This is a genomic window from Flagellimonas olearia, from assembly GCF_009184425.1.
GTDB classification, from domain to species: Bacteria; Bacteroidota; Bacteroidia; order Flavobacteriales; family Flavobacteriaceae; genus Flagellimonas; species Flagellimonas olearia.
Map to the genome: position 1 here is coordinate 1721230 of NZ_WELG01000002.1, position 24382 is coordinate 1745611.

At 44.6% G+C, this 24382-nt stretch carries 13 protein-coding genes; 11 read left to right on the top strand and 2 right to left on the bottom strand.

Going from position 1 to position 24382, the window contains the following annotated elements; genetic code table 11:
- The first annotated feature begins 4 nt into the window (after nt 1-4).
- From rplA to F8C76_RS17210, 6 genes are all read left to right on the top strand, one after another.
- Entirely contained in the window at nt 5-694 is a 690-nt protein-coding gene (gene rplA / locus F8C76_RS17185; protein WP_152132791.1) for a 50S ribosomal protein L1, read from the top strand.
- A 26-nt stretch (nt 695-720) separates the two neighbouring features.
- Nucleotides 721-1239 (top strand): 50S ribosomal protein L10, encoded by a 519-nt coding sequence (rplJ, locus tag F8C76_RS17190; RefSeq protein ID WP_129656125.1) that lies wholly within the window; start codon nt 721-723, stop codon nt 1237-1239.
- A gap of 55 nt (nt 1240-1294) precedes the next feature.
- Nucleotides 1295-1675: a 50S ribosomal protein L7/L12 gene (rplL, locus tag F8C76_RS17195; protein ID WP_129656126.1), complete on the top strand. Its 381-nt coding sequence runs from the start codon at nt 1295-1297 to the stop codon at nt 1673-1675.
- A 128-nt stretch (nt 1676-1803) separates the two neighbouring features.
- The gene (rpoB, locus tag F8C76_RS17200) at nt 1804-5613 is read left to right on the top strand and encodes a DNA-directed RNA polymerase subunit beta (protein ID WP_116217535.1); all 3810 of its coding nucleotides are present in this window, start codon (nt 1804-1806) and stop codon (nt 5611-5613) included.
- A gap of 39 nt (nt 5614-5652) precedes the next feature.
- Nucleotides 5653-9951, top strand: a complete 4299-nt coding sequence (rpoC, locus tag F8C76_RS17205) for a DNA-directed RNA polymerase subunit beta' (protein WP_152132792.1) — start codon at nt 5653-5655, stop codon at nt 9949-9951.
- A 62-nt stretch (nt 9952-10013) separates the two neighbouring features.
- Nucleotides 10014-10325: a DUF3467 domain-containing protein gene (locus F8C76_RS17210; protein WP_129656128.1), complete on the top strand. Its 312-nt coding sequence runs from the start codon at nt 10014-10016 to the stop codon at nt 10323-10325.
- 44 nt (nt 10326-10369) lie between these two features.
- Here F8C76_RS17210 and F8C76_RS17215 read toward each other — a convergent pair whose 3' ends face one another.
- On the bottom strand, nt 10370-10801 hold the full coding sequence (locus F8C76_RS17215) for a hypothetical protein (protein ID WP_152132793.1): 432 nt from the start codon (nt 10799-10801) through the stop codon (nt 10370-10372).
- Nucleotides 10802-10912: 111 nt separating this feature from the next.
- A complete protein-coding gene (locus tag F8C76_RS17220) occupies nt 10913-12502 on the bottom strand; it encodes a peptide chain release factor 3 (RefSeq protein WP_129656130.1) in 1590 nt (529 codons plus the stop codon).
- A gap of 397 nt (nt 12503-12899) precedes the next feature.
- On the opposite strand from F8C76_RS17220, the gene F8C76_RS17225 reads away from it, so the two are divergent.
- The 5 genes from F8C76_RS17225 (at nt 12900) to F8C76_RS17245 (ending at nt 24382) form a co-directional block, all read left to right on the top strand.
- Entirely contained in the window at nt 12900-16028 is a 3129-nt protein-coding gene (locus F8C76_RS17225) for a gliding motility-associated C-terminal domain-containing protein (protein ID WP_152132794.1), read from the top strand.
- 13 nt (nt 16029-16041) lie between these two features.
- The gene (locus tag F8C76_RS17230; RefSeq protein ID WP_116217540.1) at nt 16042-16989 is read left to right on the top strand and encodes a PorP/SprF family type IX secretion system membrane protein; all 948 of its coding nucleotides are present in this window, start codon (nt 16042-16044) and stop codon (nt 16987-16989) included.
- 10 nt (nt 16990-16999) lie between these two features.
- Nucleotides 17000-18946 carry an OmpA family protein gene (locus F8C76_RS17235; protein WP_152132795.1) on the top strand — a complete coding sequence of 649 codons (1947 nt, stop codon included), beginning with the start codon at nt 17000-17002 and terminating at the stop codon, nt 18944-18946.
- Between the two features lie 490 nt (nt 18947-19436).
- Nucleotides 19437-22337, top strand: coding sequence for a beta strand repeat-containing protein (locus F8C76_RS17240; protein WP_152132796.1), 2901 nt, complete (start codon nt 19437-19439; stop codon nt 22335-22337).
- A 2-nt stretch (nt 22338-22339) separates the two neighbouring features.
- Nucleotides 22340-24382 carry a T9SS type B sorting domain-containing protein gene (locus F8C76_RS17245; RefSeq protein WP_249042449.1) on the top strand — a complete coding sequence of 681 codons (2043 nt, stop codon included), beginning with the start codon at nt 22340-22342 and terminating at the stop codon, nt 24380-24382.

Below are 24382 nucleotides of genomic sequence, written 5' to 3' on the forward strand. Positions count from 1 at the left end.
TTAAATGGCAAGATTGACTAAAAAGCAAAAAGAGGCCCAAGCCAAAATAGATAGAAATAAACTCTATTCTTTGGAAGAGGGATCAGCTTTAGTAAAAGAAATAACCAATGTAAAATTTGATGCCTCTGTTGATATTGCAGTTCGTTTGGGTGTAGATCCACGAAAAGCAAATCAAATGGTGCGTGGCGTTGTTACCCTTCCCCACGGAACGGGTAAAGACGTTAAAGTTTTGGCATTGGTGACTCCAGACAAAGAGGCAGAGGCTAAGGAAGCCGGTGCTGATTTTGTTGGGTTGGATGAATATTTGGATAAGATAAAAGGCGGTTGGACCGATGTTGATGTGATCATCACCATGCCAAGCGTAATGGGTAAATTGGGTCCATTGGGTCGTGTTTTGGGGCCTAGGGGATTAATGCCCAATCCAAAGACCGGTACCGTAACCATGGATGTGGCAAAGGCTGTATCCGATGTTAAGGCCGGTAAGATAGATTTCAAAGTGGACAAGACAGGAATTGTACACGCTGCAATTGGTAAAGCTTCTTTCTCTGCAGATAAAATTGCAGGAAACGCAAAGGAATTGATTGATACCTTGGTGAAGCTTAAACCATCTGCTGCAAAAGGTGTGTACATGAAAAGTATCTACTTGTCCAGTACCATGAGTCCAAGTATCCAATTGGATCCCAAAGCAGTTTAATTAACTGGTAGTTCAATATTTTAACTATGACAAGAGAAGAAAAAGCAACAGTAATAGAAGATTTGACTGCACAGTTAGCTGAAAACGCCAATATTTATTTGGCCGATATTTCAGGATTGGATGCCGTTGCCACTTCTAACCTTAGAAGGGCATGTTTTAAGGCCAATATTAAACTTGCAGTGGTCAAGAACACCTTGCTTGCAAAAGCAATGGAAGCTTCTGATAAGGAATTCGGTGAACTTCCCGAAGTGTTGAAGGGCAATACATCAATGATGTTGTCCGAAACTGGAAATGCACCTGCGAAACTTATCAAGGACTTTAGAAAAAAATCAGATAGACCTTTATTGAAAGGGGCCTTTATTGCAGAGGCTATCTATATCGGTGACGAAAACTTGGAGGCGCTTGTAAACATCAAGTCCAAGGAAGAAGTCATCGGGGATATCATCGGATTGTTGCAATCACCAGCCAAGAATGTTATTTCTGGACTTAAATCTGGTGGTGGTAAATTGGCCGGTATCCTTAAGACATTATCTGAGAAAGAATAATTCGCGCACAATAAACTAAGTATATTTTTAAAAATTTTTATTAAACGATAGAAAAATGGCAGATTTAAAAGATTTTGCAGAACAGTTGGTAAACCTTACAGTAAAAGAGGTAAATGAGTTGGCCGACATATTGAAAGAAGAATACGGTATTGAGCCTGCTGCTGCTGCAGTAGCTGTAGCTGCTGGTGGTGGTGCTGGTGCTGGTGAAGATGCTGCTGAGGAAAAAACTGAATTCGATGTAATCCTTAAAGCCGCTGGTGGTTCTAAATTGGCAGTTGTTAAATTGGTGAAAGAATTGACAGGTCTTGGTCTTAAAGAGGCTAAAGACATCGTTGACAGTGCACCTAAAGCTGTTAAGGAAGGAATTTCCAAAGATGAAGCAGAAGGTATCAAAAATTCATTGGAAGAAGCTGGAGCAGAAGTTGAGCTTAAATAACAGCGTATACCATAAAGGTTCGGTTAAGGTCTTTCCATTTTTTGGTTAGACCTTAGCCTATTTTAATAAGGAGTGTATAAAGCCGTACACAGACCCCTATAGTATTCACGATCAAAATTTGTCCATAGATGTTCACAAACACTATTGAAAGAGTTAATTTCGCATCCGCTAAGAACATACCGGATTACCCGGATTTCTTGGACATTCAGATAAAATCGTTTCAGGATTTCTTCCAATTAGAAACTAAATCTGACGAAAGAGGGAACGAAGGTCTCTACAACACCTTCATGGAGAATTTTCCAATCACCGATACCAGAAACCAGTTTGTACTGGAATTTTTGGATTACTTCATAGATCCACCCAGATATTCCATCCAAGAATGTATTGAGCGTGGACTTACCTATAGCGTTCCTCTTAAGGCACGTCTAAAACTGTACTGTACCGATCCAGAGCATGAGGACTTTGAGACCATTGTACAGGATGTGTACTTGGGTACCATCCCTTACATGACTCCAAGTGGAACCTTTGTGATCAACGGTGCGGAACGTGTTGTTGTTTCCCAGTTGCATAGATCCCCAGGAGTTTTCTTTGGACAGTCTTTCCACGCAAACGGAACAAAATTGTATTCAGCCAGGGTAATCCCATTCAAAGGATCTTGGATTGAATTTGCTACCGACATCAATGCGGTGATGTACGCCTACATTGATCGGAAGAAAAAATTGCCGGTAACCACTCTTTTCCGTGCCATTGGTTTTGAAAGGGATAAGGATATCTTGGAAATCTTTGACCTATCGGAAGAAGTTAAGGTGTCAAAAGCCGGACTTAAAAAAGTATTGGGCCGTAAATTGGCCGCAAGGGTATTGAACACATGGCATGAGGATTTCGTGGACGAGGATACCGGTGAAGTGGTTTCCATTGAACGTAACGAGATTGTTTTGGATCGTGATACCGTTTTGGAAAAGGAGCATATCGATGAAATCATTGATGCCGATGTGAAGACCATCCTACTTCACAAGGAAAACAATGCGCAGTCGGATTACGCCATTATCCACAACACCTTGCAAAAAGATCCTACCAACTCTGAAAAAGAAGCGGTAGAACACATCTATAGACAATTGCGTAATGCCGAGCCGCCAGATGAAGAGACCGCTCGTGGTATTATCGACAAATTGTTCTTCTCCGACCAACGTTACTCTTTGGGTGAGGTAGGTCGTTACAGAATGAACAAGAAATTGGGCTTGGACATTGGTATGGACAAAGAGGTTCTTACCAAGGAAGATATCATTACCATCATCAAGTATTTGATCGAGTTGATCAATTCCAAAGCCGAGATTGATGATATCGATCACTTGTCCAATCGTCGTGTACGTACCGTTGGTGAGCAGTTGTCCCAGCAGTTTGGAGTAGGTTTGGCACGTATGGCACGTACCATCCGTGAGCGTATGAACGTTCGTGACAACGAGGTGTTTACCCCAATCGATTTGATCAATGCCAAGACCTTGTCTTCCGTGATCAACTCGTTCTTCGGGACCAACCAGTTGTCTCAGTTCATGGACCAGACCAACCCATTGGCTGAAATTACACACAAAAGAAGATTGTCCGCATTGGGACCAGGTGGTCTTTCCCGTGAAAGAGCCGGTTTCGAGGTGCGTGACGTTCACTATACCCACTACGGTAGATTGTGTCCCATTGAAACCCCTGAAGGACCGAACATTGGTTTGATCTCCTCACTTTCCGTATTTGCGAAAGTGAACAGCATGGGCTTCTTGGAGACCCCGTATCGTAAAGTTGCCGATGGAAAAGTAGACGTGAAAGATCATATTTACTTGAGTGCAGAGGAAGAAGAAGGAATGAAAATTGCCCAGGCAAACATTCCTTTGAAAGATGATGGCACTATTGACAGGGATAAGGTAATTGCCCGTGAAGAAGGGGATTTCCCAGTGGTAGATCCTGCTGAGATCCAATACACGGACGTTGCCCCCAACCAGATTGCATCCATCTCTGCTTCCTTGATTCCGTTCTTGGAGCACGATGATGCGAACCGTGCGTTGATGGGCTCCAACATGATGCGCCAGGCCGTACCATTGTTGCGTCCTGATTCACCTATCGTGGGTACAGGTCTTGAAAGACAAGTAGCTACCGACTCCAGGGTATTGATCAATGCCGAAGGCAATGGAACCGTGGAGTATGTGGATGCCCAAAAAGTCACTATCAAATACGATAGAACCGATGAAGAGCGCTTGGTAAGCTTCGAAGAAGACTCCAAGACCTACGAATTGGTGAAATTTAGAAAGACCAACCAAGGGACCAGCATCAACTTGAAGCCGATCGTGAAGAAAGGTGACAAGGTGAAAAAAGGTCAAGTACTTTGTGAAGGATATGCTACCGAAAAAGGTGAATTGGCCTTGGGTAGAAACATGAAAGTAGCCTTCATGCCTTGGAAAGGATATAACTTTGAGGATGCGATCGTAATCTCTGAAAAAGTGGTTCGTGAGGATATCTTTACCTCCATCCACATTGATGAGTACGCTCTTGAGGTTAGGGATACCAAATTGGGTGCAGAGGAATTGACCAACGATATTCCAAACGTATCCGAGGAAGCTACCAAGGACTTGGACGAGTACGGTATGATCCGTATCGGTGCCGAGGTAAAACCTGGTGACATCCTTATTGGTAAGATCACTCCAAAAGGAGAATCAGACCCAACTCCAGAGGAAAAACTATTGCGTGCCATCTTTGGTGACAAGGCCGGTGACGTAAAAGATGCTTCCTTGAAAGCTTCACCATCTTTGAGAGGTGTGGTTATCGATAAGAAATTGTTCTCTCGTTCCATCAAGGACAAGCGCAAGCGTTCCGAGGACAAAGAAGCCATCTCAAGATTGGAGATGGATTACGAGGTTAAATTCCAACAACTGAAAGATGTATTGATCGAGAAATTATTTGGCTTGATCAATGGTAAAACATCACAAGGTGTTATCAACGATTTGGGTGAAGAAGTACTTCCAAAAGGAAAGAAATACACCATTAAAATGTTGAACGCTGTTGATGATTTTGCCCACTTGGTTGGAGGTAGCTGGACAACAGACGAGGATACCAATGCCTTGGTGGCCGATTTGTTGCACAACTACAAAATCAAATTGAACGACATTCAAGGTAACCTAAGAAGGGACAAGTTTACCATCTCCGTTGGGGATGAGCTTCCTGCAGGTATCATGAAGTTGGCCAAGGTCTACATCGCCAAAAAACGTAAGTTGAAGGTAGGTGATAAAATGGCGGGTCGTCACGGTAACAAAGGTATTGTTGCCCGTATCGTTCGTCAGGAAGACATGCCATTCTTGGAAGATGGATCTCCAGTGGACATTGTATTGAACCCATTGGGTGTACCTTCAAGGATGAACATTGGTCAGATTTATGAAACCGTATTGGGTTGGGCCGGATTGAAATTGGGCAAAAAGTTTGCTACGCCAATTTTTGATGGAGCTACCTTGGATGAGATCAATGCCTTTACTGATGAGGCCGGTGTACCACGTTTTGGACATACACACCTTTATGACGGTGGAACAGGTCAGCGTTTTGACCAGGCTGCTACCGTTGGGGTGATCTATATGTTGAAATTGGGTCACATGGTAGACGACAAGATGCACGCACGTTCCATTGGACCATACTCGTTGATCACACAACAACCATTGGGTGGTAAGGCCCAGTTTGGTGGTCAGCGTTTTGGAGAGATGGAGGTATGGGCATTGGAAGCCTACGGTGCTTCGTCTACCCTAAGGGAAATCTTGACCGTTAAGTCGGATGACGTTATCGGAAGGGCCAAGACCTATGAATCCATTGTGAAAGGCGAGACCATGCCAGAACCTGGATTGCCAGAATCTTTCAACGTATTGATGCACGAACTTAAAGGTTTGGGCTTGGATATCCGTTTGGAAGAGTAGAACACTATATTACATTAATTATATCATCACCATATTGTTATGGCTAGAATAAAAGACAATAACGCACCAAAAAGGTTCAATAAGATTTCCATAGGATTGGCCTCTCCAGAGTCCATTTTGGCCGAGTCCCGTGGCGAAGTATTGAAGCCTGAAACCATTAACTATAGAACGCACAAGCCCGAGCGTGATGGATTGTTCTGCGAGCGTATCTTTGGTCCTGTAAAGGATTATGAGTGTGCCTGTGGAAAGTATAAGCGTATCCGTTACCGTGGAATCGTTTGTGATCGTTGTGGTGTTGAAGTAACCGAGAAAAAAGTACGTAGGGACCGTGTAGGACACATCAATCTAGTGGTTCCCGTAGCACACATCTGGTACTTCCGTTCATTGCCAAATAAAATCGGATACCTTTTGGGATTGCCTTCCAAAAAGTTGGATATGATCATTTACTATGAAAGGTATGTGGTTATCCAGCCTGGGGTGGCAAAAGGTCCGGAAGGAGAGGAAATCCACAAAATGGATTTCTTGACCGAAGAGGAATATTTGAACATCTTGGAGTCCATTCCTAGTGAGAACCAGTACTTGGAAGATACGGACCCCAATAAGTTCATCGCCAAAATGGGTGCCGAATGTTTGATCGACCTATTGTCCAGAATCGATTTGGAGCAATTGTCCTACGAACTTCGTCACAAGGCAAACACCGAAACATCAAAACAACGTAAGACCGAGGCCTTGAAACGTCTTCAAGTAGTTGAGGCTTTACGTGAATCACAGGACAACCGAGAAAACAACCCTGAGTGGATGATCATGAAGGTCATTCCCGTGATCCCACCAGAATTGCGCCCATTGGTGCCATTGGATGGTGGTCGTTTTGCCACTTCGGATTTGAACGATCTATACCGTAGGGTGATCATCCGTAACAACCGTCTAAAGCGATTGATGGAGATCAAGGCCCCTGAGGTAATCTTGCGAAATGAGAAACGTATGCTTCAAGAAGCTGTGGATTCCCTTTTCGACAACACAAGAAAAGCCTCTGCGGTAAAAACAGAATCAAACAGACCATTGAAATCCCTTTCAGATTCGTTGAAAGGTAAGCAAGGTCGTTTCCGTCAAAACCTTTTGGGTAAACGTGTGGATTACTCCGCTCGTTCCGTAATTGTTGTTGGACCGGAATTGAAATTGTACGAATGTGGTCTACCAAAAGATATGGCGGCCGAGCTGTACAAGCCTTTTGTTATCCGTAAGTTGATAGAAAGAGGTATTGTAAAGACGGTAAAGTCTGCCAAGAAGATCATAGACAAGAAAGAGCCTGTGGTTTGGGATATTCTGGAAAATGTCCTTAAAGGACATCCAGTCCTATTGAACCGGGCCCCCACATTGCACCGATTGGGTATCCAAGCGTTCCAGCCTAAACTTATTGAAGGTAAGGCGATTCGTTTGCACCCCTTGGCGTGTACCGCGTTCAACGCGGATTTCGATGGGGATCAGATGGCGGTTCACTTGCCATTGGGGCCAGAGGCCATTTTGGAGGCCCAATTGTTGATGTTGGCTTCCCAAAATATCTTGAACCCTGCGAATGGTTCGCCAATCACGGTACCATCACAGGATATGGTTTTGGGATTGTACTATATGACCAAAGAAAAGAAGTCCACTCCGGAGGAACCTGTTTTGGGTGAAGGATTGACCTTCTATTCCGCTGAAGAAGTGGAAATTGCCTTTAATGAGAAGAAAGTAGCGTTGAACGCTGGCATTAAGGTAAGGACCAAAGATTTTAATGAAGCGGGAGAATTGGTCAACCAAATCATTAAAACCACTGTAGGTCGTGTATTGTTCAATTCAGAAGTACCAGAACAAGCAGGATTCATCAACCAAGTATTGAACAAGAAGGCCCTAAGGAACATTATTGGGGATATTCTTGCCGTGACCGATGTACCTACAACGGCCGAATTCTTGGATAAGATCAAGTCCATGGGATATGATTTCGCTTTCAAGGGAGGTTTGTCCTTCAGTTTGGGAGATATCATCATCCCTGCCGAAAAGCAAGATATGATCAACGAAGCCAACGAGCAGGTTGATGGTATTATGATGAACTATAACATGGGTCTTATCACCAACAATGAGCGATATAACCAGGTTATTGATGTTTGGACTTCCACCAACGCCATGTTGACCGAATTGGCCATGAAGCGAATTCGTGAAGACAAGCAAGGATTCAACTCGGTGTATATGATGTTGGATTCCGGTGCAAGGGGTTCCAAAGAGCAGATTCGTCAGTTGACCGGTATGCGTGGATTGATGGCCAAGCCTAAAAAATCTACTGCTGGTGGTGGAGAGATTATCGAAAACCCGATTCTTTCCAACTTTAAGGAAGGTCTATCGATCTTGGAATACTTTATCTCTACCCACGGTGCGCGTAAAGGTCTTGCGGATACCGCTTTGAAAACTGCGGATGCGGGATACTTGACCCGTCGTTTGGTGGATGTTTCACAAGATGTGATCATCAACATAGAAGATTGTGGTACACTTCGTGGAATTGAAGTGGAAGCATTGAAGAAGAATGAAGAAATCGTGGAGACCCTTGGAGAGCGAATCTTAGGTAGGGTATCTCTTCACGATGTATACAATCCATTGACAGAGGAATTGGTTCTTAAAGCAGGCCAGGATATCACCGAGGCCGATGTGAAGAGGGTAGAAGCTGCTCCGATTGAAAAAATCGAAGTAAGGTCACCATTGACCTGTGAGGCTCCTCAAGGAATCTGTGCCAAATGTTACGGTAGAAACCTAGCGACCAATAAAATGGTTCAGCGTGGTGAAGCTGTTGGTGTTGTTGCCGCACAATCCATTGGGGAACCAGGTACACAGTTGACGCTACGTACCTTCCACGTGGGTGGTATTGCAGGAAACATTTCCGAGGATAACAAGTTGGAAGCCAAGTTTGATGGTGTAGCGGAAATTGAAGATTTGCGGGTTGTTGAAGGTGAAAATGCCGAAGGAAACAAAACCAATATTGTAATTTCCAGAACATCGGAGATCAAGATCATTGATGCCAAGACGGGAATTACCTTGAGTACCAATAACATTCCTTACGGTTCCCAATTGTTCGTGAAGAACGGAGGCAAGATCAGTAAAGGAGAATTGATTTGCCAGTGGGACCCATATAACGGTGTAATTGTATCTGAATTCACCGGGCAGATTGCTTATGAGAATATTGAGCAAGGGGTAACCTATCAAGTGGAAATTGACGAACAGACCGGTTTCCAGGAAAAGGTAATCTCCGAATCAAGGAACAAGAAATTGATTCCTACCTTGTTGATCAAGGATGGAAAAGGAGAAACCCTTCGTTCCTACAACCTACCGGTTGGTTCCCATATTATGGTAGATGATGGTGAGAAGATCAAGGAAGGTAAGATCTTGGTGAAAATCCCACGTAAATCTGCCAAGGCAGGGGATATCACAGGAGGTCTTCCAAGGGTAACCGAGTTGTTCGAAGCACGTAACCCATCCAACCCTGCCGTTGTATCCGAGATTGATGGTGTGGTTTCTTTTGGTAAGATCAAGAGAGGTAACCGCGAAATCATCATCGAATCCAAAACAGGTGAGATCAAGAAGTACTTGGTTAAACTTTCCAACCAAATCTTGGTTCAGGAAAATGACTATGTACGTGCAGGTATGCCATTGTCCGATGGGTCTATTACCCCAGAGGATATCTTGGCCATCAAAGGACCATCAGCTGTACAACAATACTTGGTGAACGAAGTTCAGGAAGTATATCGCTTGCAAGGTGTAAAAATCAACGATAAGCACTTTGAGGTTGTGGTACGACAAATGATGCGTAAGGTACAGATCCAGGATTCCGGGGATACTACGTTCTTGGAGAACCAATTGGTACACAAGGATGACTTCATCAACGAAAATGATGAAATCTTTGGCAAGAAAGTGGTCGAGGATGCTGGGGATTCAGAAAGATTGAAGCCAGGTCAGATCGTAACGGCACGTCAGCTAAGGGATGAGAACTCTATTCTAAGAAGAGAGGACAAGACCTTGGTTACGGCAAGAGATGCTGTTGCGGCCACGGCTACACCAATTCTTCAAGGAATCACACGAGCGTCGTTGCAGACCAAGTCCTTTATCTCTGCCGCATCGTTCCAGGAGACTACCAAAGTGTTGAACGAAGCCGCTGTAAGTGGTAAAGTGGATTCTTTGGAAGGATTGAAGGAAAATGTGATTGTAGGTCATAAGATTCCGGCCGGTACCGGTATGAGGGATTACGATAGTATTATCGTAGGCTCCAAGGAGGAATATGATGAAATCATGGCCCGAAAAGAGGAATTTAAATTCTAAATACAAACAAACCCTGACCCTAGCGTCAGGGTTTTCTTTTTCCATTTTTGAAAGATAATCGCATGGCTGAAAAAGAACAGAAACAAAAACAGATCAATATAGAGTTGGATGAGAAAACCGCTGAAGGTATTTATTCCAACTTGGCCATAATCAATCACTCCGTGTCAGAGTTCGTGGTGGATTTTATTAGTATGATGCCGGGAGCACCCAAAGCAAAGGTGAAGAGCAGAATAGTGCTGACGCCCCAACACGCCAAAAAGTTCTTGAAGGCGTTGAACGACAATGTAGCCCGTTTTGAACAGGCACATGGCCCTATAAAAGACTATGAGCAGCCCCCAATTCCTTTGAATTTTGGACCCACGGGAGAAGCATAAAAAAAGCCCTGATCTAAAAATCAGGGCTTTTTTTATGGGCTATACTATCTCAACCATCCTTTTTGGATTCCCATTTTGGAAAAGAAGATGAGATAGAGTCCGATGATTACCACGATGATGGGCATGGTGTAGGTGGAAGGTCCAAAGGCCTCCACGGCGTTCGAGACAAAAAGCCAATGAATAAACTGTGCCACTGCCGTAACCAAGGAAATAATGAAAAGAGGCTTTGCCCATTTTTTTAGGAGCAAAAGTCCAATAGATCCAATGGTTCCGGAAAAAACGGCGAGGGCAAAGGCTGCTGTGGCCCAGGCAGGGATACCTTCAAAAACCTCGCGTTGGGCTTGGTTGATACTTTCTAAAATGGCTTGTTGGTTAAAAGCTTGGTTCAAGTAGTTGAAGACACCCGATAGATTCCATAAAAGGGCGATACCGCTCACTAACCAGAACCAGATAGGTGGTTTTACTGTGGTTGTCATAATGGTTTTTTTATTGGATTGCGTTATGCAATGTACTAAAAATTAACACATTATGATTTTGGGTGTTGATTTTTTACCAGGCTCTCCAGTTTAGTGGTTGGACACTTGGTCTTATTCAAATTCCGAGGTGAAGTGTAGTTTCACCGTAGGATATTTTTGTTGGGTCATTTGGAGTGAAAAAGGGGAGTCGGCCAAGAAGACCAATTGACCGCGTTTATCCGTGGCCAAGAACTTTTGTTTTACCCTTTTGAATTCTTCAAACTCTGTATTGTTTTTGTCCTCGGGCTCTACCCAACAGGCTTTATGTACGGGGAAATTTTCATAGGTACATTTCGCACCGTACTCATGCTCCAATCGGTATTGGATAACCTCATATTGAAGTGCACCTACTGTTCCAATAATCTTTCTGCCATTCATTTCCAAAGTGAACAACTGGGCCACTCCTTCGTCCATAAGCTGGTCTATGCCCTTGTACAACTGTTTGGCCTTCATAGGGTCTGCATTGTTGATGTACCTGAAATGTTCCGGGGAAAAACTTGGGATACCTTTGTAATGTAGTTTTTCTCCACTGGTCAAGGTGTCCCCTATCTTAAAATTCCCGGTATCATGAAGACCAACAATGTCCCCGGGATAGGAAATATCAACAATCTCTTTTTTCTCGGCAAAAAAAGCATTGGGACTGGAAAATTTCAATTTTTTATCGTGGCGCACGTGCAAATAGGGTGTGTTGCGCTCAAATGTTCCCGATACCACTTTAATGAACGCCAACCGATCTCGGTGTTTGGGGTCCATATTGGCATGAATTTTAAACACAAATCCAGAAAAATCCTTTTCATTGGCTTTTACTAGGCGTTCTTCGGCCATTTTGGCCCTTGGTGGTGGGGCAATATCCACAAAACAGTCCAAAAGTTCCCGAACTCCAAAGTTATTCAGGGCAGAACCGAAAAAGACGGGCTGAAGCTCTCCTTTTAGGTAAGCCTCCTTGTCAAAATCCGGATATACACCATGAACAAGCTCCAAATTGTCACGAAGATTCTCGGCAGAATCGGTCCCTATGATTTTTTCCAGTTCAGGGCTGTCAAGGTCATCAAAAGCAATGGTTTCTTCAATGTTCTTTTTGCTGTTTCCGCTAAAAAGATTGATGTTTTTCTCATAAATATTGTAGATGCCCTTAAAATCATAGCCCATCCCAATCGGAAAACTCAAGGGGGTAACGGACAATCCCAACTTTTGTTCAACTTCATCCAGTAGGTCAAAAGCATCTTTTCCCTCACGATCCAGTTTATTGATGAACACGATCATGGGAATGTTGCGCATACGGCAGACCTCAACTAATTTTTCGGTCTGTTCCTCGACCCCCTTGGCAACATCTATGACCACGATCACGCTATCAACAGCGGTCAAAGTTCTAAAAGTATCCTCCGCAAAATCCTTATGTCCGGGAGTATCCAAAATGTTGATTTTCTTTCCGTTGTATAAAAAAGCCAATACGGAAGTAGCAACGGAGATACCTCTTTGACGCTCAATTTCCATAAAGTCACTGGTGGCGGATTTTTTGATTTTATTGCTTTTAACCGCTCCAGCCTCTTGAATGGCACCACCGAACAGAAGCAATTTTTCAGTCAAGGTGGTTTTACCCGCATCGGGGTGGGAGATAATACCAAATGTTCTACGGCGTGCTATTTCCTTTTCAAAGTCCATCAACAAAATTTTGCGCAAAAATAGGGTAATTATAGCTTATAGCATGCATTTAAAGGGAGATAGGCATTGTTGATATTTTGGGAAAAAAAGGAGGTGCTGGACATGCCTCAATAGAAAAAAGTAAAGTAATTTTCGCCCCGCTTTGGTTTTGCTAAGGTTTCAGTATGAATTTATATTGAAACCGGCAGTTACAGTGCAAGTGGTAAATAATGATGAGGAATAAGCCTTTTGTCGAGAAAAATAGGCGGTGAGCGTGAAATGCATTATTTATGTGACCAAATTGTGTTTGTGCGTGTCGGAAAGACCGAAACCAAATAGTAAAATAAGAAAGCCCCAATTTTCTTACACTTACGAGAACTACGAGCCATGGTGATCAGTTGACCAAAACTTATCATTTATGGAGAACATTACGTTTTTAAAACTTTGGAATACTATAGTTCGCTATTTTACGGCCACAGTTTTTTTCTTGGTTGTTGGGCTAGTTTCCTCCTTTGGGATGACCCCTAACCACATATCTGCCTCTGGAAATACGGACACGATTTCCAATACCCATATAGCCCTACCCTCATCTTGGAATGGACTGGAATGGTTAAATCCGTTTTATGAAATATCTGTGGACCCGGATTGCGATGGTGATGGGGTAACTTGTAAACAGGAAGAACAGGATGGTACGGACCCCAATGATCCCTGTGATTTTGTTTTGGAACATCAAGATTGTACACCCTCAACGGCATGGAAGAATTCAGATTGTGATGGAGATGGCGTGACCAACCAAAAAGAAAAGGAAGACGGCACCGATCCATTAAATCCCTGCGACCTTATATTGGAGCACCAAAACTGTTCTGCTTCCAATGAATGGAAGAACATGGACTGTGATGGGGATGGGGTGACCAATGAAAAAGAGAAAGAAGATGGTACAGACCCCTTTGACCCCTGTGATCTTATATTGGAGCATCAAAACTGCTCTGCTTCCAATGAATGGAAGAACATGGACTGTGATGGAGATGGGGTGACCAATGAAAAAGAGAAAGAGGATGGTACAGATCCCTTTGATCCCTGTGATCTTATATTGGAGCACCAAAACTGTTCTCCTTCCGACGAATGGAAGAACATGGACTGCGATGGTGATGGGGTGACCAATGAAAAAGAGAAAGAGGATGGCACGGATCCATTTGATCCTTGCGACCTTATATTGGAGCATCAAAACTGTTCCCCTTCCGATGAATGGAAGAACATGGACTGTGACGGTGATGGGGTGACCAATGAAAAAGAGAAAGAGGATGGTACAGATCCCTTTGATCCTTGTGATTTTATTCCGGAACATCAAAATTGTACTCCGTCGGAAGAATGGAAGAACATGGATTGCGATGGTGATGGCGTGACCAACGAGGATGAGAAAGAAGATGGTACCGACCCCTTGGACCCTTGTGATTATAACCCTGATCATATCACCTTGCCACAAAGTGGGGATTATTTAACCGCTGACTGTGACGGTGATGGAGTGACGAACGAAGATGAAGAGGAAGACGGAACGGACCCTAACGATGCATGTGATTTTGTATTGGATAGCCAGACCGTGGACCCAAGCTCTACATGGAATGCTTCTGATTGTGATGGAGATGGCGTGACCAACGAGGATGAGAAAGAAGATGGCACAGACCCATTGGACCCTTGTGATTATAATCCAGAAAGCATCACTTTGGAGCCATCTGCAGAATGGAAAGAACTGGATTGCGATGGGGATGGAAACCCGAACGATAAGGATCCCAATCCTTTGGAAGCTACGGCTGTTGATGATTCTGGATCAACCCCAGCCTTGACGGAAGTGGCCATAAATATTTTGGAGAATGATGATTATCTCCCTAACAATGATGACAATAATGTTGGTGTTACCAATTTGTCCAGAATTGGAGGAACTGCGACCGGAGTTGTTTCCTTTGACGCCGACACTGGAATTATGACCTATACCCCTACGGAGTTGGAATCCAATTCTACGGTTACAGTGGTGTATCAAGTATGTAATGTATTGCCGGACCCAAATGTTTGTGCTTCGGCTACCGTTACCATTGAAGTGGGTGCCAACACCATTGATGCTGTGGATGACTCCTATACTGGAAGCACTTCTGGGGGGGACATCGTTGACAGTGATGTATTGTCCAACGATACCTTGAACGGGGAGCCTGTTACCTTGGCAGAGGTTACTTTGACCTCGACCCCTACGGACGAACTTACCATCAATGATGATGGCAGCGTGAGCGTGAACCCTGGTACGGCCGAGGGAATTTATACCATCACCTATACCATCTGTGAAATTGCCAATGTGGAAAACTGCGATACGGCCATGGTCACTGTGGAAGTCGTGGAAGGCATGGCCAACGTCATCGATGCCGTGGATGATTCTTATACTGGAAATGGGGACATTGTTGATAGTGATGTACTTTCCAACGATACCTTGAACGGAGAGTCGGTTACCTTGGAGGATGTCATTTTGACCTCGACCCCTACGGACGAACTTACCATCAATCCCGATGGTAGTGTCACCGTTAACCCCGGTACAGCCGAGGGGATTTATACCATCACCTATACCATCTGTGAGATTGCCAATGTGGAAAACTGCGATACGGCCATGGTCACTGTGGAAGTCGTGGAAGGCATGGCCAACGTCATCGATGCCGTGGATGATTCTTATACCGGAAATGGGGACATTGTTGATAGTGATGTACTTTCCAACGATACCTTGAACGGAGAGTCGGTTACCTTGGAGGATGTCATTTTGACCTCGGATCCAACGGATGAGCTCACCATCAATGATGATGGCAGCGTGAGCGTGAACCCTGGTACGGCCGAGGGAATTTATACCATCACCTATACCATCTGTGAGATTGCCAATGTGGAAAACTGCGATATGGCTACAGTTACTGTGGAGGTAACTGAAGGTATGGTCAACGTTATTGATGCCGTGGATGATTTTTATACTGAAGGAACAGAAGGGGGCGCTATTCCAAATGCCAATGTATTGTTGAACGATAGGCTTGATGGGGGGGAAGTTACCTTGTCAAATGTTATTTTGACTTCAGATCCAACAAACTCACTCACGATCAATGATGATGGTACCATAACTGTTGATTCAGGAATTACAGAAGGGGAGTATACCATAGAATATACCATTTGCGAGAGAGACAACCCTGAAAATTGTGACACGGCAACGGTCACGGTAATCATAGAGGAAATAGAAGTGAACCAGATGGTGACGCCAAACGGAGACTTAAAAAATGATTTCCTATTTATCCGTGGGGTGAGCAAGATAAAGTCGAGCACATTGCAGATTTTCAATAGATGGGGTGTAGCGGTCTATGAAGGCAAAAACTATGATAATGTGAGGAATGTTTTTGACGGTCGTTCCAGAGGAAGGTCCTCATTGAGTGTGAACGACTATCTTCCGGCCGGGGTATATTTTTATATCTTTAATTATGAAACCGAAAAAGGAAGTTTCACGGACACCGATTACATTTATATAAGCAGGTAACAATAGTGATAGAATGATAAAGAAACATTTTTTAGTTCCGTTTGTTGTATTGGGAATGATGTCCATGGGGCTGTTTGCCCAGCAAGATGCGCAGTATACACAATACATGTTCAATACCTTGAGCGTAAATCCCGCTTATGCAGGATCTAGGGGGCAATTGAGTTTTGCCGGACTATACCGTTCGCAATGGGTAGGTCTGGACGGTGCCCCCGAAACGTTTACCCTTAATCTCCATTCCCCTATCCGAAATAGCAGACTGGGTTATGGGGTTTCCATTGTCAATGACAATATTGGGGATGGTGTGGTACAGGAAACCTATTTGGACGCCGTGATTTCATATACCATTGAAGTGGCCCGGGATGCAAAACTTTCCTTTGGATTAAAGGCAGGTGGAAACATGCTAAGTCTGGATTTCAACGGGCTTCGGAACTTTGATCAGGAAGTGGTCAGCCAGGACAATATCGACAATAAGTTCAATCCCAATTTTGGATTGGGACTGTATTATCACACCGATAAATTCTATGCCGGGGTATCAGCTCCCAACATTTTGGAGAGCGAGTATTTTGACAACGATAATGATGATAACTCGGTGAACTTTTTGTCCGCGGAGCGAATCAATTTCTATTTTATAACAGGCTATGTTTTTGATGTGGGGGCCGATTTACAATTTAAGCCCGCACTGCTTACGAAAGCAGTGGGTGGTGCCCCTTTACAGGTAGATTTGTCTGCCAACTTTCTGTATGCCGAGAAGTTCAGTTTTGGAGCAGCCTATCGTTTGGATGCGGCAGTAAGTGCTTTGGCAGGATTTCAGGTCACAGATCAGATAATGGTGGGCTTGGCCTATGATAGGGAGGTGACCGAATTGGGAGGAACCCAGTTCAATGATGGTTCATTTGAGATTTTCTTGAGATTGGAATTGCTCAAATCGTTCCAAAGAACCGTTTCACCAAGATTCTTTTAAATAGGTTAGGATGCTAAAAAGAATACTTATACTTCTCATTGTGGTTTCAGGATGTGTCACAAACATGATGGCACAAGACAGTATTCCCGATAAACAGCAGGCCAAACGAAAGGCCAAGGCAGACCAACGTTATGAAGAATATTCATTTAGTCCGGCCATTGATATTTACAAAAAGGTACTGGATAAGGGATACGTATCCTCAGATTTGCTAAAGCGTCTTGGAAACGCCTATTATTTTAATGCCAAGTATGAGGAAGCCGCCAATATCTATCAAAAATTGGACGAGACCTACCCTGATGAGATGGAGGTGGACTATATCTTCAGATATGCCCAGAGTTTAAAATCTTTGGGAAATTATGACGGAGCCACAAAATTGATGGAAAGGTTCAAGACCATGACCGCTGTTAATATTGATTTTGATGAGGATTATCTGGCCAAGATTGAGAAAAATTCAGGAAGATACACGGTAAAACCTTTTGATTATAATAGCAAGTACTCGGATTTCGCGGCTTCTTATTATGAGAAGGGACTCATTTTCGCCTCGGATAGGGATACGGGTAACCTGGCTCGATATAGGCATACATGGAATTCAAAGGATTTCTTGGATTTATACAAGGTCAATGCCGATAGTGTTTCCAATGACAGGGTGGTAAAGCTTGAAGGGGATGTGAACACCCGGCTTCATGAATCCACTTCGGTAGTGAACAAGGATGGGACCATTATGTACTTTACCCGAAATAACTTTTTTGATGGGAAAAAGAAAAAAGATGAAGAGGGTATCATCCGTTTAAAGATCTACAGTGCAGAGCGGGTCAATGGGGTTTGGACGAACATCACCGAACTTCCGTTCAACAATGATTCCTATTCTGTGGCCCATCCTATGTTGAGCCCAGATGGTAAAAAACTCTATTTTGTTTCCGACATGCCGGGAAGTGTTGGACAATCGGATATTTTCATGACAGAAATTATTGGTGATGGCACCTATGGGCCAATCATCAACCTAGGGAAAAACATCAATACCATTGGGAGGGAAACCTTTCCGTTCATAACAAAGGACGGGGTGTTGTATTTCTCATCGGATGGACATCAAGGTTTGGGTGGACTTGACGTCTTTGCCACAAAAATCACCTATAACGATTATGATCAACCAGTGGTCAACGTGGGGAGACCCATTAACAGCCCTCTGGACGATTTCTCTTTTATTTTCAATTCAGAGGATAAGACAGGCTATTTTTCTTCCAATAGGGAAGGGGGCATGGGAGAAGACGATATCTATGGTTTTGTGGAGAACGAACCTTTGGTTTTGGACTGCATACAAGAGGTGTCGGGAACCGTTCGAGATCGTATATCCAATGAAGTGTTGGCAGGTGCCACGGTAAAGGTCATTGATGAGGAAAATAGGGAGGTATCGTCCACAATAACCGATTCCAAAGGCAATTATGTTTTGCAGTTGGATTGCTCCAAAGGGAATTTTGTAAGGGCATCCCGAGACGGATATGTACCCGCTGAAGAATATTTTAATAAGTCGGATGGAAAGCCCAGAATTATTGACTTTTATCTGGAACGTGATGTGGTAACGGGTGGATTTGGTGATGATTTGGCCAAACTACTTCAGTTGAGCACCATCTATTTTGATTTGAACAAGTTCAATATCCGTCCCGATGCGGAGATTGAAATTCAGAAAGTGATTGTGGCCATGGAAAAATATCCAAGCTTAAAAATCAAGGTCAATTCTCATACCGATAGCCGTGGAAACGATGCCTATAACCTTTGGTTATCGCAAAAAAGAGCAGAGTCAACAGTCAAATACATGATTTCCAAAGGAATATCTGCAGATAGGTTACAGGGAGAAGGTTTTGGTGAGTCCAGACTGGTAAATGAATGTTTCAATGGAGTTCAATGCTCCAAGGAACAGCACCAACTGAACCGTAGATCCGAGTTCATCATATTTGAATGATACTAGCTTAACCGCATTCCAAGTTTCAATATCATAAAAACTTCCCTTATTAATCAAGGGAAGTTTTTTTTTGAAGGCCATCTTATTCGGGCGCGGGTACTTTCTCCCTATGTAAGGAAGTCATGACCCTGTTTTTAGGTTTGTTCCTTTTTCCTTTACTCCTTTCTTCTTTTAAGAACATGAAAGAGGTTTCTTACAATTTTGTTAACATTTTCAAGGTGTCTTTTTGAAGGCTTGGCAAACCATTGATATTGCTGGTTTTATCGATAAACAGCCTTTGAAAATAGCAGGGAATTTACGCAATCACCTCAAAAAAATAAGACTATACCGTTGGATTCATGGTATACACAACAAATATTTTCACCCCCTATTAGTAAAGGTAATTTTGTAGCATGTAATAGAATTCAGGTGTTGGATTGAATAGGAAAACACTGGAAATCGAACAACAAATCACAAAAACACAATACGACCCTCAACTAATAATAACCCCATGAAAAAGAGCGTATTATTCTTATTCTTGCTGCTTGTTACAGGAATTGCCTTTTCTCAAACCACGGTTACTTTACAAGACCAATGCGATTGTGAAGTATTATCTGGAACCGATGTCTCCAGTCCAGGAGCGCTTGTTCCCAGTGGTGCGGATACAGGTGACATTTATGTGAATACCAATACTGGAACCATTTATTTTTGGGATGGGAATTCGTGGGAACTCACAGCTACGGATGACCAGCAACTTACCGGTTTCACTTTTAACGATGCGACCAATACGTTGACATTGACATTGGAAAATGGGGGGAGTGTCAATGTTGATTTAAGCAGTTTGAGTGATAGTTTTACGGATACCAATACTACAATTGTTTCTTTTGGGATTGATGGAACCAACACCAATTTGGTGATAACAGATTCTGATACCAATACTTATGCTGTCTCACTGGCAGATATTGCAGCCTTGATTGATACAGACAACCAGACCTTATCGGAGGTACTTTCCGAGGGCAACAGTGCCGGCACATCCATCACGAACGTGACGGACCCAACGAACGCACAGGACGCCGCCACGAAGAACTATGTGGACTCACAGATCACGGCCAACGCTGCCGATGGTTCCGAGACCATCGTGAACGCCGGAACTGACATCAGCGTGAGCGGGAGCGGCACCAGCGGTGACCCCTACATTGTGAACAGCACCTTCACCGAAGTGGACGGCAGTGTTACCAACGAGGTGAACACCCGTTTCGAGGTGAGCGGGGCGAACCTTGAGATAGAGGATGGCAACGGAACCCTCCAGGTACCCTTGGCGAATTTGGGCAGTGACGACCAGACCTTATCGGAGGTACTCTCCGAGGGCAACAGTGCCGGCACTTCCATCACCAATGTGACGGACCCGACCAATGCACAGGACGCCGCCACGAAGAACTATGTGGACTCACAGATCACGGCCAACGCGGCCGATGGTTCGGAGACCATCGTCAACGCAGGTACGGACATCAGCGTGAGCGGAAGCGGCACCAGCGGTGACCCTTACATTGTGAACAGCACCTTCACTGAGGTTGACGGTAGCATCACCAACGAGGTGAACACCCGTTTCGAGGTGAGCGGAGCGAACCTTGAGATAGAGGATGGCAACGGTACCCTCCAGGTACCCTTGGCGAACTTGGGCAGTGACGACCAGACCTTATCGGAGGTACTCTCCGAGGGCAACAGCGCGGGTACTTCCATCACCAATGTGACGGACCCGACCAACGCCCAGGATGCCGCCACGAAGAACTATGTGGACTCACAGATCACGGCCAACGCGGCCGATGGTTCGGAGACCATCGTCAACGGAGGCACGGACATCAGCGTGAGCGGAAGCGGCACCAGCGGCGACCCTTATGTGGTGAACAGTACCTTCACCGAAGTGGACGGGAGCATCACCAACGAGGTGAACACCCGTTTCGAGGTGAGCGGAGCGAACCTTGAGATAGAGGATGGCAACGGTACCCTCCAGGTGCCATTGGCGGACATAGGCAGTGACGACCAGACCTTATCGGAGGTACTTTCCGAGGGCAACAGCGCGGGAACCTCGATTACCAATGTTACGGACCCGACCAATGCACAGGACGCCGCCACGAAGAACTATGTGGACTCACAGATCACGGCCAATGCGGCCGATGGTTCGGAGACCATCGTGAATGCCGGAACGGACATCAGCGTGAGCGGGAGCGGTACCAGTGGTGACCCCTATATCGTGAACAGCACCTTCACCGAAGTGGACGGCAGTGTTACCAACGAGGTGAACACCCGTTTCGAGGTGAGCGGAGCGAACCTTGAGATAGAGGATGGCAACGGTACCCTCCAGGTACCCTTGGCGAACTTGGGCAGTGACGACCAGACCTTATCGGAGGTACTCTCCGAGGGCAACAGCGCCGGTACATCCATCACCAATGTGACGGACCCGACCAATGCACAGGACGCCGCCACGAAGAACTATGTTGACTCACAGATCACGGCCAACGCGGCCGATGGTTCGGAGACCATCGTCAACGCCGGCACGGACATCAGCGTGAGCGGAAGCGGCACCAGCGGTGACCCCTATGTAGTGAACAGCACCTTTGCGGAGGTTGACGGTAGCATCACCAACGAGATACAGGATTTGGCCAGCGTACTAGGCGAGGGCAACAGCGCGGGAACCTCGATTACCAATGTTACGGACCCGACCAATGCACAGGACGCCGCCACGAAGAACTATGTGGACTCACAGATCACGGCCAACGCGGCCGATGGTTCGGAGACCATCGTCAACGCCGGCACGGACATCAGCGTGAGCGGAAGCGGCACCAGCGGCGACCCCTATATCGTGAACAGCACCTTCACCGAAGTGGACGGGAGCATCACCAACGAGGTGAACACCCGTTTCGAGGTGAGCGGAGCGAACCTTGAGATAGAGGACAGTAATGGAACCCTTCAGGTAGCTTTGGCAGATATCAATATTGATCAAACTGCTTCAGATGTTGATTTGGACACATCGGTTGATTCAGATGGTGATGGTAGTTCAGAGACCACGGTTGAGGGAGCCATTCAGGCAATGTCGCCCATTGTATCCAAAGCGGCTCGGATTTTTTATCCACCTTCTATCGCAGTTGATGCTTCAACAAACGGAATCGGTAGAACAATAAACCTATATGATCAATATGTTGCACAGTTTGGTACTCCTGCAGTGGCAAGTTTAGGGGCTCCTGCGGCAATACCTACCTATGCTGCAACGGATCTATATTATTATGTGACCTATGCAGATCCAGCTGTGTTTGACAATATGAGTATTGATGCCAGTGGTGAACTTACCTATGATATTGTTGGCCAACCATCAGACTATAATGCATTGATCAACGTGGTGTTTGTTGTAAAATAAGAATGATAAAGACGCTAGAAGATTTGAAATCCATCACCTTACATAAGTCTTTATTTCTTGGGTTGTTCATCCTGTTTTTGGGAGTGAATTTTGCCAACGCCCAGTTTTTGCTTCAGGCTCCAAATACGGGTGATGAAAATAACTACCAATGGTTTGAAGCTTCCGATTTGGGTACAGTTCTCGGAACAAATTCTTTTTACGAAGCCACACAGCCAGGGGTATATTTCGCTACTTATGATGGTACCCTTTGCGGTTCCAATGCCACGGGATATTTTATTTTAACCGATTGTGAAGCACCGAACAACGAAGTTACGTTGGATATTTCTGCCAGTGTGCCTTCGGGAGCCACAGTGAGTTGGAGTCCGTTTTTAAGTGGGGATCAAACCCGACCAATGGTCACAAGCACACAAAGTGTGGTGCGCTACACGGCTACTATCACCAAGGTGGGGAACAGTATTGAGTTGCCTCGGTTTACCGTGGTTTGTATGAGCCAGGCGGCCACATTGGTGGATGACCTGATTGTGGTCAATGAAGATGAATCTGTTGAGGTGCCTATCTTTGACAATGATTCTGATTTGCCTTCAACAGGAACGCTCACTACTACGAACCCAGCCAATGGCTCGGTCAACATTGACGACAATGGAACACCCAATAACCCATCGGATGATAGGGTAACCTATATTCCAGCACCTGATTTTAATGGAACCGACTCGTTTGACTATACCGTCTGCAACACTTTTGGAGATTGTAGTACCGCTACGGTGACCGTTGATGTACTTCCAATCGTGGATACCAATGATGATTCAGTTTCCACGGATCAAGGAGTGGATATTGTTATTTTGTGGAAAGGCAATGATAATGACATCCCCAATATCGGAACCATTACAGCTACAGATCCATCCAACGGAACCATACTATTGAATGATAATGGTACCGTGAACAATCCTTCGGATGACAATATTACCTACATACCCAATGCAGGGTATACAGGAACAGATTCCTTTGAATATACGGTCTGTGATGACAATGGACATTGTGATACGGCCACCATTACTGTGATTGTAAACACTTCTGGAATTGACCTAGATAGTGATGGAGACGGTATTGTGGACAGTTTTGAGGATCTCAATGCGGATAATGATAATGATCCATCCACCAATCCAACGGATACGGATGGGGACGGCATTCCAGATTATTTGGATATAGATAGTGATAATGATGGCATTCCGGATAATATTGAAGCACAACCTGCTTTGGGATATATCCCTCCAAGTATGGTTGATGCCAATGGAAATGGATTGGATGATGCCTATGAGAATGATGGAAACATTGGTTTGATTCCCTTGGATTCAGATAATGACGGTATTCCGGATTATGTGGATACGGATAGTGATGATGATAATGTGCCTGATATTATTGAAGGCCATGATATGAACCAAGATGGTATTGCCGATATAGAGCTTATAGGTTCAGATAAGGACAATGATGGTCTTGACGATGCCTTTGAAGGCAGTACGGTCATCGATTTGGATGTCAATGATGAGATTGACGACCCTAGCACCGACCTTTTGGATACTGATTCTGATGGTATTCCTGACTTTAGGGACTCTGACGACGATGACGATGGTATCGAGACCATTGACGAAGACCTAAATATGGATGGCAACTATGCCAATGACGATTCCGATGAGGATGGTATACCCAACTACTTGGACCCTGATTTGGGTGAAACTACGGCCGAAACCATTGATGTGATCAATGTTATCACACCCAATGGGGATGGAATACACGACGTATTGGCCATCAACGGTATTGAGGATTATCCAAACAACACGGTCAGGATCTATAACCGTTGGGGAGTAATGGTCTTCCAGACCAAAGCCTACAATACCACTGGAAATGTTTTTGATGGAACTTCCCAAGGTAGGGTAACAGTAGATCAAGACAATAAGCTTCCTGTGGGGACCTATTTCTACGTTATCGATTATCAAGATCAAGGTGGAAATATGAAGCAAATCTCAGGATACATATACATTAACAGATAA